Source organism: Micromonospora sp. M71_S20 (assembly GCF_003664255.1).
GTDB lineage: Bacteria > Actinomycetota > Actinomycetes > Mycobacteriales > Micromonosporaceae > Micromonospora.
Genome location: NZ_RCCV01000003.1, coordinates 360,938 through 377,598, shown reverse-complemented (window position 1 = coordinate 377,598; position 16,661 = coordinate 360,938). Strand labels below are relative to the sequence as shown.

At 75.9% G+C, this 16,661-nt stretch carries 16 protein-coding genes; 9 read left to right on the top strand and 7 right to left on the bottom strand.

The features are described from left to right. Positions 1–613: 613 nt before the first annotated feature. From DER29_RS26925 to DER29_RS35615, 3 genes are all read right to left on the bottom strand, one after another. On the bottom strand, positions 614–820 hold the full coding sequence (locus DER29_RS26925) for a hypothetical protein (protein ID WP_121400455.1): 207 nt from the start codon (positions 818–820) through the stop codon (positions 614–616). A 687-nt stretch (positions 821–1,507) separates the two neighbouring features. Further along, positions 1,508–2,752 (bottom strand): hypothetical protein, encoded by a 1,245-nt coding sequence (locus DER29_RS35620; protein WP_233600180.1) that lies wholly within the window; start codon positions 2,750–2,752, stop codon positions 1,508–1,510. A gap of 12 nt (positions 2,753–2,764) precedes the next feature. Then, entirely contained in the window at positions 2,765–2,959 is a 195-nt protein-coding gene (locus DER29_RS35615; RefSeq protein WP_233600179.1) for a hypothetical protein, read from the bottom strand. 67 nt (positions 2,960–3,026) lie between these two features. Here DER29_RS35615 and DER29_RS35610 point away from each other — a divergent pair, with 67 nt between their 5' ends. Next, entirely contained in the window at positions 3,027–4,364 is a 1,338-nt protein-coding gene (locus DER29_RS35610) for a WG repeat-containing protein (protein ID WP_233600178.1), read from the top strand. A gap of 58 nt (positions 4,365–4,422) precedes the next feature. Beyond that, positions 4,423–5,421 carry an aldo/keto reductase family protein gene (locus tag DER29_RS26910; RefSeq protein ID WP_121400453.1) on the top strand — a complete coding sequence of 333 codons (999 nt, stop codon included), beginning with the start codon at positions 4,423–4,425 and terminating at the stop codon, positions 5,419–5,421. A 160-nt stretch (positions 5,422–5,581) separates the two neighbouring features. On the opposite strand, the gene DER29_RS26905 is transcribed toward DER29_RS26910, so the two are convergent. Together DER29_RS26905 and DER29_RS26900 are read right to left on the bottom strand one after the other, a co-directional pair. After that, the gene (locus tag DER29_RS26905) at positions 5,582–6,379 is read right to left on the bottom strand and encodes a site-2 protease family protein (protein WP_121400452.1); all 798 of its coding nucleotides are present in this window, start codon (positions 6,377–6,379) and stop codon (positions 5,582–5,584) included. Next, positions 6,379–6,579: a hypothetical protein gene (locus tag DER29_RS26900; RefSeq protein WP_121400451.1), complete on the bottom strand. Its 201-nt coding sequence runs from the start codon at positions 6,577–6,579 to the stop codon at positions 6,379–6,381. Before DER29_RS26900 ends, DER29_RS26905 begins: the two co-directional genes overlap by 1 nt. Before the next feature lie 200 nt (positions 6,580–6,779). Between DER29_RS26900 and DER29_RS26895 the strand changes: the two genes are divergently transcribed. From DER29_RS26895 to DER29_RS26870, 6 genes are all read left to right on the top strand, one after another. Continuing rightward, the gene (locus tag DER29_RS26895; protein ID WP_121400450.1) at positions 6,780–6,980 is read left to right on the top strand and encodes a hypothetical protein; all 201 of its coding nucleotides are present in this window, start codon (positions 6,780–6,782) and stop codon (positions 6,978–6,980) included. 121 nt (positions 6,981–7,101) lie between these two features. Then, a complete protein-coding gene (locus DER29_RS26890) occupies positions 7,102–7,467 on the top strand; it encodes a PadR family transcriptional regulator (RefSeq protein WP_199729563.1) in 366 nt (121 codons plus the stop codon). Further along, the gene (locus DER29_RS26885; protein ID WP_121400449.1) at positions 7,455–8,276 is read left to right on the top strand and encodes a hypothetical protein; all 822 of its coding nucleotides are present in this window, start codon (positions 7,455–7,457) and stop codon (positions 8,274–8,276) included. Before DER29_RS26890 ends, DER29_RS26885 begins: the two co-directional genes overlap by 13 nt. A gap of 63 nt (positions 8,277–8,339) precedes the next feature. Beyond that, positions 8,340–10,301, top strand: a complete 1,962-nt coding sequence (locus tag DER29_RS26880) for a bifunctional adenosylcobinamide kinase/adenosylcobinamide-phosphate guanylyltransferase (RefSeq protein WP_121400448.1) — start codon at positions 8,340–8,342, stop codon at positions 10,299–10,301. After that, complete coding sequence (cobS, locus tag DER29_RS26875) at positions 10,291–11,064, top strand: adenosylcobinamide-GDP ribazoletransferase (protein ID WP_121400904.1); 774 nt, start codon at positions 10,291–10,293, stop codon at positions 11,062–11,064. The genes DER29_RS26880 and cobS overlap by 11 nt, the downstream gene beginning before the upstream one ends. A 66-nt stretch (positions 11,065–11,130) precedes the next feature. Next, the gene (locus DER29_RS26870; RefSeq protein WP_121400447.1) at positions 11,131–12,426 is read left to right on the top strand and encodes a DUF2314 domain-containing protein; all 1,296 of its coding nucleotides are present in this window, start codon (positions 11,131–11,133) and stop codon (positions 12,424–12,426) included. 19 nt (positions 12,427–12,445) lie between these two features. Here DER29_RS26870 and gcvT read toward each other — a convergent pair whose 3' ends face one another. Beyond that, positions 12,446–13,570, bottom strand: coding sequence for a glycine cleavage system aminomethyltransferase GcvT (gene gcvT, locus DER29_RS26865; RefSeq protein WP_121400446.1), 1,125 nt, complete (start codon positions 13,568–13,570; stop codon positions 12,446–12,448). 161 nt (positions 13,571–13,731) lie between these two features. Between gcvT and DER29_RS26860 the strand changes: the two genes are divergently transcribed. Next, the gene (locus tag DER29_RS26860; protein ID WP_121400445.1) at positions 13,732–15,303 is read left to right on the top strand and encodes a leucyl aminopeptidase; all 1,572 of its coding nucleotides are present in this window, start codon (positions 13,732–13,734) and stop codon (positions 15,301–15,303) included. Positions 15,304–15,401: 98 nt separating this feature from the next. Here the strand turns inward: DER29_RS26860 and DER29_RS26855 are convergent, their stop codons facing one another. Continuing rightward, positions 15,402–16,460, bottom strand: coding sequence for an IS110 family transposase (locus DER29_RS26855; RefSeq protein WP_121400444.1), 1,059 nt, complete (start codon positions 16,458–16,460; stop codon positions 15,402–15,404). Positions 16,461–16,661: the final 201 nt, after the last annotated feature.

The window sequence follows — 16,661 nt, the reverse complement described above, 5'->3', positions numbered from 1 at the left end:
GCCCGGCCCCCGAGGACGACGCCACGCCGGTCTCGGCGCCTCCCGCCGGCCGACTGCGCCTGGAGTTCCTGCCGGCACCGGAGGCGACCGCCAGCAGGGTGTCCGGCCCGACCCCGGCGACGACCGCCGACCCGGCCCGGCAGGCGACAGCCAGCGCGGTGCCCGGTCCGGCCTCGAAAACGACCGCCGACACGGCCGGTCAGGCGACAGCCAGCTCCGTGTCCGGTCCGGCTCCGGCAGGCCCAGGACCGGCCCGCCCGGACGCACCGACGCCGCACCCGGGCGGCGGGCACGGCGAAGCCCGGTCCGTGACACAGCCCGCGACCCCCACGCCGTCCGGGCGGCCGTCCGCCACCCCTCCGACCGCGCCGCACCGCTCGCCGGAAGAGCAGACAGCCGCGGGCACGGCCAGGCAGGACGTCCCGGCAACGCAGGCGCCCATCGCGCCCGACAGGCCCAGGCGGTACGTCCCGCCACCGCCGAGCGGCCCGCCCACACCGGCCGCCCCGCCGCCTCCCCAGGCACCCACGCCGAGCGGGCCGGACGCCTGGTTCCGACCGTCCCGGCCCGTGCCCCCTCCCCCGGTCACGCCGGACGAGGCGCGGCCCACCGGTCAGGCTGACGCTCCCCCGGCCGCCACGCAGACCCCGGCCGCCACGCAGACCCCGAACGGCACGGAGGCCCCGAACGGCACGGAGACGCCGAACGGCACGCCGACTCCCAGCAACGTGGCGGCGCGGAATGGCGCGTCGGCTCCCAGCGACACGGCGGCACCGAGTGGCGTGTCGACTTCGAGCAGCACGGCGGCACCGAGTGGCACGGTGGCTCCAGACGGCGCGTCGACTCCCGGCGGCAGGTCGGGCGTCGACGCCGTGCCGACCCGGGACGGCGACGCGTCGACGCCGAAGCCTGCCGACGACGGTGCCGCACCGTCCGAGCCCGCTCACGACCACCCCGAACCGCGGACCGGGGCCGCCTCCGAAGGCCCCGCACCGGTCTCGCCGGCCACCCCACCGGCGTCCGGCCCACCGGTCGTACCGGCCCCGCACACAGCGCCGGCACCGCTCGCATCTCCCCTTTCCGAGCCGGTGTACGGCTCACCCGCTGGGCCGGCATCGCCTGCGCCCGCCCTTCCCGAGCCGGTACACGGTTCGCCCGCTGGGCCGGCGCCTTCCGTGTCCGTCCCGGTGTCCGGTCCGCCCGCCGGTCCGCCCGCCGGTCCGCCCGCCGGTCCGCCCGCCGGCCCGGCCTCCGGGCCTGCGCCGGCGCCCCATGCGCCTTCCGTCCCGGTCCCCCCGGTCGATCAGGAACCGGCGCCGGCGGACCTGCCGCCGATCGCCGCACCGCCGCAGCAGCCGGTCTCCGCCGCGCCCGCGCCGCCCGTCCCCGCACCGTCCACGCCGCTCGCCCCCGCACCGCCCGTGCCGCCCGTCCCCGCAGCGCCCGTCTCCGCACCTCCCGGGGAGACCAACTCCGCGTCACCCGAGCCGCGCCCGGCCTCCGCACCTCATGTCCGGCCCCTGTCGGCACCACCGTCGGTCCCGGACGTTGCGGCGCCGGTCGTACGCCCGATGTCGGAAGCATCGGCGGAGGCAGCCCAGGCACAGCCGGCCGTGCCCGATCCGGTGGCGGCGAATGGAACCGCCCCGGAAGCAGCGGCACAGCCCGAATCAGTGCCGTCGACCTCCCCGCGCGCGGCCGACACGGACACCTCGGCCACACCCGCGGACCCGCGCGCCACGACCACCACGCACGAACCGGTCGAGCGGGTACCGAACGACCGGGCTGAGCCCGCCGGTGGAACACCATGGTTGTCACCGAAGACTTTTGACGTCCATGGTGTTCCACCCGCCACGGCCGATCCGCGTCCCGTGTCCGCTCCACCCGTTGGCGCTGCGGCACCGGTGTCCGCACCACCGGTCTCCCCCGTCTCCGGCCCTCCGGCGGAACCGGCGGAGGTGCCCCGGAACGGTTCTGCCGTCGAGCCGTTGGCCGGGACGAGCGCGCCGGCCCCGGCCGCACCGGCGCCGCGTCCGGTCGCCGCGCCACCGGTCCAGGCCATTGCCATGCCGCCGGTCCAGCCTGTCTCCACGCCACCGGCTGAGCCCATCGCCGCGCCGCCGGCCCAGCCTGTCTCCGCGCCACCGGTCCAGGCCATTGCCATGCCGCCGGCCCCGTCCGTTCCCGGGCCGTCCGTCGCGTCCGATTCGTACGCGCCTGCGCAGGACACGTCCGCCGCTGCCGCGCCACAGGCCGAACCGGTGTCCGCCCTGCCGGGCGAGCCGGTCTTCGCGCCGCCCGCCGCATCGGCGCCGCCCTCGTCCATCGTCGCTGGCGCGTTGTCGCAGGCACCGCAGCCTGTCTCCGCACCCGCCTCAGACCTCGTGGCGGCCCAGGCCGTTTCCGCGCTGCCGGCAACCTCAGCGCCTCCCACGGACGCCTTGCCGGTCCCGCCCGCCGCCGAGCCGTCGACGCAATCGGTGTCCGCGCCGCCCATCTCGACGCCACCGACGCAGCCGGTGTCGTCCGCGCCCTGGGCACCTCCTGTCCCGTCGCCGTCGGCACACGAGGTCTCCGCCCTTCCCGAGGGCACCGTGCCAGCGCAGCCGGTGTCCGCACCGGCCATGCCACAGCCATCGGCGTGGGCCACCTCGGCACCGACCACGGACGAGGAAGAACGGCCGGTGTCCGCGCCACCGGACGCCGCTTCGCCCGCCGCCGCGCCATCCAGCGCCACGCCGTCCGCCGCCACGCCGCTCGGTGGTCAGGTGCCGTCGACGAGCGCGGTGCGGACCTCCGCGCCCCGCACCGCCGAGTCAGACACCGCGGGAACGAGCACCGCCGAGCGCCACACCGCGGGAACGAGCACCACCGAATCACGAGCCACCGAACCGAGCACCGCCGAGCACCACACCGCCCGAACGAGCGCCGCCGGATCACAGGCCACCGAAACGGGCACCGCCGGACCACCTGCCGCCGCGCCACGGGCCGTCGGGACGAGCACCGGTGAGCCGCGGGGCGCCGAGGTGCCCGGCGGGTCGCGGGACGCCGGGCGCGAGAGTGCGGCGCAGGGTGACCCGGAGCAGGTTCTGGCGAGCTACCGGTGGCGGCTCGATCCGGCCACCCTGCGGGAGATCGTGGAGGAGCCGGACGAGTTCCGGACGATCCGGCGGCGGCTGACCGAGAAGCTGGGCGCCGCCGTGGACAACAAGTCGCGCGCCCGGCTGCTCAGCCTGCGGGCGGTGGCGTCCCGGATCCTCGGCGAGCTGGACGACGCCCTCGCGGACGGTCGGCTCGCGCTCACCTACGCCGAGGCGACCGGGGAGCTACGGCGTACGGCGGTGGCCCAGGCGCGGCTGGCGCACGTGTTGCGCTGGCGCGGCGAGTTCGTCGAGGCCGACCGGCTCTTCGCCGAGGCGAACTCCACGGAGTTGCCCGAGCGGCTACGCGCGGTGCTGCACGAGCACGCCGGACGGTCCTGCTACGACCAGGGCCGGCTGATGGAGGCCTGCCACCACTTCGAGCGGGCCCTGGACCTGCGCGGCACCCAGGACCCCGAGTTGCAGGCCCGGATCCGGCTGAGCCTGGACGCGGTGGCGGAGCGGGTCGCGGAGACGGGCTTCGGGCCGTACCCCCGCAGCCGCGAGGAGGTGCTGGAGCGTGACCGGCCCCCGGCGCCGGCCCGCGACGGCGACCTGTGGGGTTTCTCCGACCCGGACGGCGACATGGTCATCGCGGCCGAGTACGCGGAGGCGCAGCCGTTCCGCGACGGGCTGGCCTGGGTGCGGCGCCCCGAGACCGAGCGGTGGTCGCTGGTCGACCGCACCGGCGCCACGGTGCTCGAACCGTCGTACCCGGTGGTCCGCTCGTTCTCCGACGGGCTGGCCTGGGTGTCCGACGGCGGCGACGCCGGCTGGGTGGCGATCGACGCCACCGGCGAGGTGGTGGTGCCGCACGGCTTCGCGGACGTACGCCCGTTCCAGCGCGGCGTGGCCGTGGTCCGCCGCGACGGCTGGGGTGCGGTCGACCGCAACGGCCGCATCGTGGTGCCCACCCGGCACCACGGGTTCGCCACCGTCCTGGCCGACGGCCGGTACGTCGACGGCTTCACCGAGGAGGGGCTGGCCGTGGTGGAGGTGGCCGGCCGGCGCGGCGTGGTGAACCGGGCCGGGAAGGTGCTGGTCGCGCCGACCTATCCGGCGCTGGTCGTCCACCCGGTCGCGTTCCTGGTCGGCGACGGCACCGGCCGCTGGGGCGCGCTCGACCGCCGGGGGGAGCCGCTGATCGAGCCGGTGCACCGCGACCGCGACGAGGTCGTCGCCGAGATCGAGCGGCTGCTCGTCGACACCAGCCCCGTGCTCTGAGCGACACCGAGGTCCGCCATGAGGGGTGGGCATGATCCGAACGGGCTAGGGTCGACTCATGGAATTCCGTCACCTGGGCCGTTCCGGCCTGATGGTCAGCGAGATCTCGTACGGCAACTGGATCACCCACGGCTCGCAGGTCGAGGAGGACGCGGCGTTCGCCTGCGTCCGGGCCGCCCTGGACGTCGGCATCACCACCTTCGACACGGCCGACGTGTACGCGGGCACCCGCGCCGAGGACGTGCTGGGCCGCGCGCTGGAGGGCGAGCGGCGCGAAGGGCTGGAGATCTTCACCAAGGTGTACTGGCCCACGGGGCCGGGCCGCAACGACCGGGGCCTGTCCCGCAAGCACATCATGGAGTCGATCAACGGCTCGCTGCGCCGGCTGCGCACCGACTACGTGGACCTCTACCAGGCCCACCGGTACGACCACAGCACCCCGCTGGAGGAGACGATGGAGGCCTTCGCCGACGTCGTGCACTCCGGCAAGGCGCTCTACATCGGCGTCTCCGAGTGGAAGGCGTCGGAGATCCGCGAGGCCCACCGGCTCGCCCGCGAGCTGCGCATCCCGCTGGTCTCCAACCAGCCGCAGTACTCGATGCTCTGGCGGGTCATCGAGTCCGAGGTCGTCCCCACCAGCGAGGAGCTGGGCATCGGGCAGATCGTCTGGTCGCCGATCGCGCAGGGCGTGCTGTCGGGCAAGTACCTGCCGGGCCAGCCGCCGCCGGCCGGCTCCCGGGCCACCGACGAGAAGTCGGGCGCGGGCTTCATCTCCCGGTTCATGACCGACGAGGTCCTCACCCGGGTGCAGCGGCTCAAGCCGCTGGCCGAGCAGGCCGGGCTGAGCATGGCGCAGCTCGCCGTCGCCTGGGTGTTGCAGAACCCGAACGTCTCCTCGGCGATCGTCGGCGCCTCCCGCCCGGAGCAGGTGCACGACAACGTCAAGGCGGCCGGCGTGAAGCTCGACGCCGAGCTGCTCAAGGCGATCGACGAGATCATCGACCCGATCATCGAGCGCGACCCGGCCCGCACGGAGTCTCCCGCCGAGCGTCCGTGACGCGTCGCGGCCCGGCCGGCCCGCAACACGGCCGGCCGGGCCGCGACCGCACCACCCACGCCACCGGACCACGTTGGCAGCGGCCGCGCCGCCAGGCCGGACCGTCGGGCCGGACCGTCGGGCCGGACCGCCACCGGATCGTGCCGGCGGGGGGCGCGGATCAGCCCTGCCAGAAGCGGATCAGGTCCAGGCCGAGGGCGTAGAGCCACGGGGGCAGGCCGAGGAAGTCGCCGACGGCGAACACCGCGTCGAAGAACCAGCCGCCGATCCGCGGGTTCCACAGCAGCGCGAACAGCAGGATGAAGCCGAACGGGGCGAACAGGTCGTACATCCTGCGCCACTGCGGGTTCAGCCACGGCTGGATCATGTTGCCGCCGTCGAGGCCGGGCACCGGGAGCAGGTTGAGCACGCTCGCGGTGAGCTGGAGGAACGCCAGCAGCGCCACGGCCGCCCAGAACTCGACGGGCCCGCCGTCGACCGCCCCGAGGCGTACGGCGAGCACCAGGACCAGCGTGAACAGCACGTTGGTGGCCGGGCCGGCGAGGCTGACCAGGGTGTGCCGCAGCCGCCCCGGGATGGCGTGCCGGTCCACCCAGACCGCCCCGCCGGGCAGGCCGATGCCGCCGAGCAGCACGACCGCCACCGGCAGCGCGATCGACAGCAGCGGGTGGCTGTACTTCAGCGGGTTGAGCGTCAGGTAGCCCCGGTGGGCGACGCTGCGGTCGCCGGCCCGGAACGCGACGACGGCGTGGGCGTACTCGTGCAGGCAGAGCGAGACCAGCCAGCCGGACACGACGAAGAGGAACACGTCGAGCCGGACGTTGCCGAACCCGTTCCAGGTGAGCACCCCGCTGGTCACGAAGAGCGCGACCAGGGCGAGGAAGACCGGGCTCGGCCGGAACGCCGCCCGGGGCACGCCGAGCACCAGCGGCTCGCCCCCCGGGCGGTCGCCGGCCATCACTCCGCCGGAGGCAGCAGGCTCATGCGGTATTCCACCCGGTCGTCCTCGACGAGCGCGACCGAGGTGACGCCGGACGCCGCGAGCTCCCGCCAGGCCTGACCGATCCAGGACTCGGCGTCCGCCTGGCTGCTGAACGACTCCGCCGGCCCCTCGACCGACTCACCGTTCGCGCCCTCGTACCGCCAGCTCCACGCCATGCCGCGTCTCCCCTCGCCGCTGATGTCCCGTGGGACGAACCCCCGCCAGCGTAGTCGGCCGCGCGCGGGGCGGCCCGACATCCGTCCGGCGGGCACCGCCGCCCGGGCGGCGCAGGGTTCCTTGGCTCCTGTCCGGGTATGGGCCTCCTGACGCGCGACGGGGCGGTCGCCGACCGCCGACGGGCCTGGAGGAGGCGACGATGGACGAACCGCTGCACGACAAGGACACCGAGGCGCTGCGGGCGATGGCGGTACGCGGCGGCATCGTGGGGGCCGCGCACATGGAACGGGAGGACCTGCTGGACGCCCTCGTGGCCCGGCCCGGGGAGGGCGCCTGGCAGGAGGACCCGAAGCCGGCGGCGGTCAACCCCAACGACTTCCAGTACCAGACCCCCCGGTAGGCCCCGCCCGCCGCGGGGTCGGCGCCGGCTGATCGACCGGCCCCGGCCTCCGGGGCCGTGGTGCCCGCCCTTCGACCGGACGGGGGCTGACAGGCGCGCCGACCCTATATAGAGTACGAGTATGAGGCTGACCCTGCAGGTGCAGCTGGTGCTGCGCGCCCTGCTCGCCGACCCCGGGCGCGAGTGCTACGGGCTGGAGATCGTGGAGGCGACGGGCCTGCCGCCCGGCACCATCTACCCGATCATGGCCCGGCTGGAGGCGGCCGGCTGGGTCGACAGCCGGTGGGAGCTCATCGACCAGCGCGCCGAGGGCCGCCCCCGCCGCCGCTACTACCGGCTGACCGGCGGGCCGGCGCACCCGGCCGGCGAGGGGGTCGGGCAGGCACGCGCCGCACTCGCCGAGGCCGACGCGCGGCAGCGGGCCCGCCGCGGCCGCCGGCTGGCCGGTCCCGCGAGCGCCGCCGGGAGCGTGTCGTGCGCGGGCTGACGAACCGGCTCCTGGCGGGCGTACTGGCCGCCGCCGCCACGCTGCTCCCCCGCGCCGACCGGGCCCGCTGGCGCGAGGAGGCGCTCGCCGTGCTGCTCGACACGCCGCCGCCGCTGCGCTACCGGTACGCCCTCGACACCCTGGTCAAGCTGCCCGTGCTGGCCTGGCAGCAACGGCTGGCCGCCCGGGCGGCGCACCCGCCGCTGAGCTGGCCGGTCTCGGCGTGCGCGGGGGCCGGGCTGCTCGCCGTACCGGTCGTCATGGTGGCCGCGCTCGCGCTGGAGCCCGTGATCGGCGAGGACGGCGCCGAGTTCTTCTTCCTGGTCTCCCCCTGCGGCATGCTGCCGGCGGTCGCGGCGAGTTGCTTCCACCGGGCCCGCCAGCGCGGCGGCGGCGCCCGGCGCCACCTGCTGGCGGCCCTGGTCGCCCTCTTCGCCGGCACCGGGCCGGTCGCCGCCGGAGCGCTGGGCCTGGGCGTCGGCGCCACGGGAGCCGGTGACCGGCTCGCCGTCGCGGTCGCCCTCGTCGCCGGCCTCGCCCCGGGCGGCTGGCTGCTGCACAGCGGCGCGGGGGCGCTGCTCCGTGGGCGCGGCCCGACCGCACTCGGGGCCCTCGGCGCCGCCGCCGGGGCCGGCCTGCTCGGGGTGCCCGTCGGCCTTTACCTCGGCATGGTCGCGCCCGCGCTGGGGTGGCTCGGCGCCCTGGTCAGCGCGCTGTCGCTGCTCGTGCTGGTCCCGTCCTTCGCCGGCTGGTCGGTCTGGGCCGGCGTCCGGCTGCTGGCCGGCCGGTCGGAACCGCTCACCCGGTGAGAGCCGGCCGCACCACGCACCTCCGGGGGGGCCGCGCCCGGGTGCTGGCTTTAAAGTACGGGCATGTCCGTTGACGGGTGGAACACGGTCCTGGTGCTCGGCGGTATCCGGTCCGGAAAGTCCGAGTTCGCCGAGTCCCTGGTCGCCGACGCGCCGACGGTCCGCTACGTGGCCACCGCCGCCGACGCGCCCGCCGACGACGCGGAGTGGGCGGCCCGGCTGGCGGCGCACCGCGCCCGCCGGCCGGAGACCTGGACCACCGAGGAGACCGCGGACGATCCGCGCCGCCTCGCGGACGTGATCGCCTCCGCCGGGCCGAACGAGACGCTGCTCGTCGACGACCTCGGCGGCTGGGCGACCGTGCTGCTCGACCCGGCCCACCAGCCGGCGGACGACACCGCCACCATCGCCGAGCTGGCGGCGGCGGTCCGCTCCTGCGCGGCCCGGCTGGTGCTGGTCAGCCCCGAGGTCGGGCTCTCCCTGGTGCCCACCACCCCGCTCGGCCGGGCCTTCACCGACGCGCTCGGGGCGGCCAACCGGGCGGTCGCCGACGCCTGCGACGCCGTGGTCCTCGTGGTCGCCGGCCAGGCGGCCTGGCTGAAGCCGGGCGCCCCGCAGCCGGCCACCGTGCCCGCGCAGGCCGGTCCCGCGCAGGCCGACCCAGCCATGGTCGCCCCCGCCGTCGGCCGGGCCGAGCCGGAGCCCTCCCCCGCCGTGTTCACCCCCGGCACGCCGCCCCCGGCCGCCCCCGGGGCCGCCGGCGGCGCCGAGCCGGACGGCACCGCCTGGGCCGCCCCGACCATGGCGCTGCCGATGGTCGCCACGGGCCTGGTCATCCAGCCCGGCATGGAACTGCCCATGCCCGACGAGTACGCGGGCCCGCAGGCGATCGAGCGGCTCGCCACCCTGGACCTGCCCGGATCGGGGCTGGGCGTGCTGGAGCGGGCGGTCGGGTTCGCCGCCGCCACCCAGGGCACCGCCACGCCGGCCCCGTGGGGCCAGGTGCGGGTGCTGCTGCTGCACGGCGACCACTTCGGCGACGCCGCCGCCGGCACCGTGGCGGGCGAATCGGCGCGGCGGGCCCGGCAGGCCCGCGCCGGCCGGGGGGCGCTGGCCCGGCTGGCCGCCGAGAGCGGCGCCGAGCTCCAGGTGGTCCAGGCCCCGGCGTCCGCGCCCATGGAGGCCGAGCCGACGCTGACCGGAGAGCAGGTCGAGGCCGCCCTGCGGTACGGCTGGCGGCTCGCCGAGGAGGCCGCCGACGCGGGCGTACGACTGCTGGTGCTCGGGGCGTGCGGCGCCGGCACCGAGGCCGCCGCGGCGGCGGTGCTGGTGGCGACGGCGGGCGCCGAGGCGCCGGCGGTGCTCAAGCGGGTGGTCACCGACTCGGGCGAGATCGACGACGCGGCCTGGATGCGGCGGTGCGCGGCGGTACGCGACGCCCTGCACCGCACCCGGAACTCGCCGCGCAGCGCCAAGGACGTGCTGGCCGAGCTGGGCGGCGGGGACGTCGCAGTGGCCACCGGCGTCCTGCTCGGCGCCACCGCCCGCCGGCTGCCGGTCATGCTCGACGGGCCGGTCGGGGTGGCCGCCGCCATGGTCACCCGCGACCTGGCCGGGCAGGCCCGGCACTGGTGCCTGCTGGCCGACGACGGTGGGCACCCCGCCGTGCGGCTCGGTGCCGACGTGCTCGGCCTGACACCGCTGCTCGACCTGCGGCTCGACCTGGGTGAGGGCGCGAACGCGCTGGCCGCGCTGCCGCTGCTGCGCTCGGTGCTGGCGCTGGCCGCCGCGCTGCCGGCCCACCCGTCGCTCGGCGGCGGCGAGGACGACGAGCCGGACACCGACGAGCCCGACTTCCGCGAGCCGGAGCCCGCCGGCCCCGGACCGACCAGCACCGAACCCGACTTCCGCGAGCCGGAGCCCGCCGGCCCCGGACCGACCAGCACGGAACCCGACTTCCGTGCGCCGGACGGCACCGGGCCGGACACGGAGCCGGTGGACCCGTCCGGCCGGCGTGCCGGCTGAGTCGCGGCTCGCCGACGGGGCGCGGCTGGCGCTGACCACCTTCACCACCCTGCCGGTGCGCGCCGGCCGCATCGACCGGTCGGTGGCGGGTACGGCGATGGCACTCGCCCCGGCGGTCGGCGTACTGCTCGGCGTCGTCCTCGCCGGCGTCCTGCTGCTCCCGGGTGCGCTCGCGCCCCCGCTGGTCGCGGCGGCGGTGACCGTCGGCGCCGGGGCGCTGCTCACCCGGGGGCTGCACCTCGACGGGCTGGCCGACACCGTGGACGCGCTGGGGTCCTACCGGCGGGGAACGGCCGCGCTGGAGATCATGAAGAAGCCGGACGTGGGCCCGTTCGGGGTGGTCGCGCTGGTGGTCGTACTCCTGGTGCAGACGGCCGCCCTCGCGGAGCTGGCGGGACGGTCGTGGCCTGCGGCGCTCGCGGCGGTGGTCGCGGCGACCGCCGCCGGCCGTCTCGGGGTGGCGGTGGCCTGCCGGCGTGGGGTGCCGGCCGCCCGCCCGGAAGGGCTCGGCGCGCTGGTCGCGGGCACCGTCGGGCCGGTCGCCCTGGCCGCCGGGGCGGTCGCCGTCGCGCTGCCGGCGCTCGCGGCCGTGCCGGGCCGCCCGTGGCAGGGGCCGCTCGCCGTCGCCGTCGCCCTCGCCGTCGCGGTGGGGCTGCTGCGACACGTGGTACGCCGGCTCGGCGGCGTCACCGGCGACGTGCTCGGCGCGACCGTGGAGGTGGTCACCACGCTGGTCTACCTGGGAGTGGTGCTGTCCGGCTGAACGGGGCACACCGCGACGGGTAGCGTTCTCCCACGACAGCACCGGCGCGGCCAACCGGGGGACGACATGCTCATCACGGACGACTTCCTGCCCGTACCGGTTCCGGAGTCGCTGAGCGCGACCTACCTGGTGCCCATGACGGGGCTGCCGAAGGTGAGCGCGAAGACGGCGGTGGCGCGGCTCACCGGCCGGCTGGCGGAGCCGGTGCACGGGCTGGCGCGGCACATGCTCGACAGCCCGCTGATGAGCGTGGACACCCGGCCGATCGCCGAGTTCCCCGAGCTGCCGCCGGACCTGCTCACCGCGTTCGGCGCCACCGAGGCGCAGCTGGCCCGGCTGGCCGCCGCGAGCCACCTGGTCGTGGTGCAGGCCGAGTACCGGCCCGGCTGGCCGCCGGCCCACGAGTGGGCGGCCCGGGCGGTGGCCGCCGCCGTCGCCGAGTCCGTCGACGGCGACGTCGTGGACGTGTTCGGCCTGCAGTTCCTCGACCCGGCGACGGCCCTGCGCTCGCTGCCCGACGCCCAGGGGCGGATCCGGCTGGTCGACTGGGTGCTGGTGCCCTACTCCTCAGACGCCGAGGGGCTCTGGTTCACCACGAAGGGGCTGCGCCGCTTCGGGCTGCTGGAGTTGCAGACCCAGGGCGTGCCGGACCACCTGACCCGGGCCTGGGGCGCGGTGATGACCGGGGCCGCCCGGCGGCTGCTGCGGGACTGGACCGACGGGCTCTCCGGCGAGGAGGTGCCGGCGTTCGTGCAGCTGCCGGTGCTGGCCACCGTGACCGGGCACGACATCGCCGTGGCGTACGGCAATCCGGAACAGCACGGCGCGACGGCGCCGGTGCTGCTGCGCCTGGAGCTGGACCCGGCCACCGACCCCGACGCCGACTCGTTCCTCAGCCTGCGCCCGCCCGCCGGCCATCCGGGGCCGGACGGCCGCTACTACGCCGCCGCCTGCGCCACCCTCTTCGCCGGCATCCAGCCGGACGTGCGCTACGCCCGGGCGGGCGACGCGATGAGCAGGGCGGTCGCCACCGCCCGGGCCGGGCTGGGCGACATCCGGGCCCGGTTCCTCGCCGGCCAGCTCCCGCCGGAGACACAGCTCGTGGTGAAGTACGGCCTGCCCGGCGACGACGGCCCGGAGCTGGTCTGGGCCGGGGTGACCTCGTGGGACACCCCGGAGCGGATCGTGGCCGCCAGCGCCTGCGACGCCAACACCGACCCGACCGTGCGCATCGGCTCACCGGTCGTCGTGGAGGCCACCGACGTCGTCGACTGGGCCGTGCTCGACGGCACCGGCGTCATCGAGGGCGGCTGGACCCAGGCCGTCCTCGACGCCGGTGAACGCCCCCACCCCCCGGTCTGACCGGAGGGCCGGGGCGGGGTCACCTGACCGAGGGGGTCACGAACGGGGGACGGGTGAGGCGCATCCGGGCGCGGCGACCACGGATGTCGACCTCCACCACGTCGCCGTCGGCGAGCTTCGCGGCGGTGTCCAGCAGCGCCAGCGCGACGCCCTGCTTGCGGGTGGGCGAGAACGTGCCGCTGGTGATCGTGCCGACCTGCGCGTCGCCGACGTGCACCGTCATGCCGGGGCGCGGGATCGCCCGGTCGACCGCCTCCAGGCCGCGCAGCGTACGCCCCGCACCGGCGGCCTTCTCCGCGAGCAGCGCGTCGCGGCCCCAGAAGGCCGGCTTGTCCCAGCCGACCGCCCAGCCGGAGCGGGCCTGCACCGGGGTGATCTCCAGCGACAGGTCCTGACCGTGCAGCGGGTAGCCCATCTCGGTGCGCAGGGTGTCCCGGGCGGCCAGCCCGCAGGCGCGCAGGTCGGCGCCCGCCGCGAAGAGCGCGTCCCAGACCGCGACCGCGTCGGCCGCCGGCACCACCAGCTCGTAGCCCAGCTCCCCGGTGTAGCCGGTGCGGCACACGGTCAGCTCCACCCCGTCGAGCGTCGCGGTGGAGAAGCTCATGTAGTCGTGCCCGGTCGGCAGGCCCAGCGCGCCGAGCAGCTCGGCCGAGCGGGGGCCCTGCACGGCGAGGACGGCGTACGCCTCGTGTTCGTCGGTGACCGTGACCGACGCCGGGGCGGCGGCGCGGAGCCGGCGCACCACCTCGGCGGTGTTCGCGGCGTTCGGGATGAGGAAGACGTGGTCGTCGGCGTGCAGGTAGGCGATGATGTCGTCCACCACGCCGCCGGTGGCGTCGTCGCAGCAGAGGGTGTATTGCGCCCGGCCCGGCCCGATCCGGCCCAGGTCGTTGCTGAGGCAGGCGTTGACGAACTCCGCCGCGCCCGGCCCGGTCACCCGAGCCTTGCCCAGGTGGGAGACGTCGAACACGCCCACCCCGGTCCGCACCGAGGTGTGTTCCTTCAGCACCCCGCCCCCGGCGTACTCCAGCGGCATTTCCCAGCCACCGAACGGGGCGAACTTGGCGCCGCGAGCGGTGTGCCGCTCGTGCAGCGGAGAACGGCGCAGCCGGGTCGCGGCGGCGTCGGAGGTCACGTCGGTCATGGGTGGGAACTTACCGGGAGCTGGGCGGCTGGTTAGCATCGGCGGGACCCGTCGGAGCCGTCGGCGGGACAGCCCCGACCTCCGACGGGTACGTTCCGCCGGAGACCTCCATCGCCGGTACGCGACGACGCGACCGGCCCGGCCCGCCCGGAGTAGCTTCAGTGACATCGCCCAGCACCACCCTGAGCCTGGTCGACACCGACCCCGCCGAACTCGCCGTCGACGCGATCGTGATCGGCCTGCACAGCCAGACCGGCGAGCAGGACGCCACCACCGGCCTGGCCGGAACCCTGCTGCTCGCCAGCGGCGCGGAGAGCATCGCGGCCGCCTTCGACGGAAAGCTGACCGAGACGCTGGCCCTGCTCGGCGCGACCGGCGCCCCCGGCGAGGTGATCAAGCTGGCCACGCTGGGCACCGTGACCGCCCCGGTGGTCGCCGCCGTCGGGCTCGGCCCGGAGCCGACCGGCGCCGCCCCGGCCCCGGAGACCCTGCGCCGGGCCGCCGGCGGGGCCGTACGGGCCCTCGCGGGCGCGCCGCGGGTGGCGCTCGCGCTGCCGCTGCCCGACGACGCCGACGCGCCTGCGGCGCTGCGCGCGGTGGCGGAGGGCGCGCTGCTCGGCGGCTACCGCTTCGCCGGCTACAAGACCCGGCCGCAGCCGTCCCGGCGTGAGCCGGTGGCCGAGGTGCTCGTCGCCGTGCCGGACGCCGGTGACGCCGGTGCCCGGGCCGAGATCGCCCGCGCCCAGGTGGTGTGCGACGCGGTCCGGCGCAGCCGGGACTGGGTCAACACCGCCCCGAACGAGCTGCGCCCGCCGTCCTTCGCCGACTCGGTGGCGGACTCCGCCCGGGAGGCCGGCCTGGCGGTCGAGGTGCTCGACGAGGCGGCCCTGGCCGCCGGTGGGTACGGCGGCATCATCGCCGTCGGGCAGGGCTCGGAGGCCCCGCCGCGGCTGGTCAAGCTGAGCTACACCCCGGCCGGCGGCGGCAACGGCAAGCGGGTCGCGCTGGTCGGCAAGGGCATCACCTTCGACACCGGCGGCATCTCGATCAAGCCGGCGCAGGGCATGTGGGAGATGAAGTCCGACATGGGCGGCGCCGCCGCGGTGGCCGCGACCATGCTGGCGGTCGCCGCGCTCAAGCCGTCGGTGGCCGTGACGGCGTACCTGCCGATGGCGGAGAACATGCCGTCCGGGCGGTCGTACCGGCCGGGTGACGTGATCAGCATGTACAACGGCAAGAAGGTGGAGGTGCTCAACACCGACGCCGAGGGCCGGATGATCCTGGCCGACGCGATGGCGCGGGCCTGCGAGGACGGCTGCGACTACCTCTTCGAGACCTCCACCCTCACGGGCGGGCAGGTCGTCGCGCTGGGCAAGCGGATCGCCGGCGTGATGGGCAGCCCCGAGCTGTGCGAGCGGGTGCGCACCGCCGGCGACGCGGTCGGCGAGCCGGCCTGGCTGATGCCGCTGCCGGACGACGTGCGCAAGGGCATGGACTCCGACGTGGCCGACATCTCCCAGGTCAACGCCGGCATGGACCGGGCCGGGCACATGCTCCAGGGCGGGGTGTTCCTGCGGGAGTTCGTCAGCTCCGACGTCGACTGGGCACACATCGACATCGCCGGCCCGAGCTACCACTCGGGCGAGCCGACCGGCTACTGGACCAAGGGCGGCACGGGCGTGCCGGTGCGCACGCTGCTGCACCTCGTGGAGGACGTCGCCGCCAACGGCTGACGTACGCGGCGGAGGGCCCCTCGTGCGACGAGGGGCCCTCCGCCGTTTCCACCCGGCCGGCGCGGACGCCGGGACGCTTCCGGATGCTCCTATGGTTGTCAAGCGGCCAGTTTAAGATCATCTGATTGGGTGAGCAGGACGTAGACGTCGCGGGCGACGTAGCGCTTGAGACAGCGGATGATCTCTTTCTTGCTTAGGCCGTCCTTGGTGCGGCGTTCGACGTAGGCGCGGGTGTCGGGGTCGGTGGCCATGCGGGTGATCACGATGCGCCAGAGGGCGCTGTTGGCTTGGCGGTCGCCGCCGCGGTTGAGGCGGTGCCGGTGGGTGCGGCCGGAGGATGCTGGGAGTGGTGCGGCGCCGCAGAGCATGGCGAACGCGGCCTCGCTGCGCAGCCGGTCGGGGTTGTCGCCGGCGGTGACCAGAAGTTGACCGGCGACCTCAGGGCCGATGCCCTTGGCCGCGAGCAGCCGTGGGTTGATCGCCGTGACCAGTGGTGCGATCAACGCGTCCAGTTCGGTGATCTCGGTGGTGAGCTGTTGGTGACGGCGGGCGAGGCTGCGCAGCGCGATCATGACGGCGGTGCCTGGGTCGCCGGCCTGGTTGAGCTGCGGGGCGGCCTGCGCGCAGGTGGCCACGAGCTCGCGAACCGGTAGCCGGCGCAGCCGAGCCCGAACCGACTCGGTCGCGGTGACGATCAGGGTCTTCATCTGCCGCTGCGTGTCGGCGCGGGCCGTGACGGCGCTGCGTCGGGCCACGCGCAGGTTCCGCAGCGCCTCGACCTGCCCGTCGCGGTCCTTTGGCACCCCGGTGCGGCGGGCGGCCAAGGCGGTGCGGGCGGCGGCCTCGGCGTCGACGGGGTCGCTCTTGCCCTGCCAGCGGCGGGCTTTACGGTCCGGCCGGTCGACCTCGACCAGGCGCACGCCTGCGGTACGCAGGTGCCGCGCCAGGCCCGCGCCGTAGGCGCCGGTGCCCTCGACGCCGACCAGCACCAGAGTGCCGAACGAGCGCAGCCACCCCAGCAACGCCGAGTATCCGGCCGTGGTGGCTTCGAACTGAGCGGAGCCGAGCACCCGGCCCACAGAATCGACCGCCGCCGCCGTGTGCGTGTCGCGGTGGGTGTCCACACCGCCGGTGACCTTGAGGAGTTGCTGTGTCATGGTGGGGGTGTCCGTCCTGTTCCGTCGACCGGGTGGGGCGGCACGCACCAGCCGGGCGAGGATGGACAAGACAGTGACGGGGCCTCTGGCCAGGCTCCTATGAGGTCACAACCGCCGCGTCCGGTGAGTGCACGTGAGTCCCGTACCGGCACGGTCGACAGATCCGGTTAAAGACCCGAAGTCAGTCAGAGCAAGGGTCAG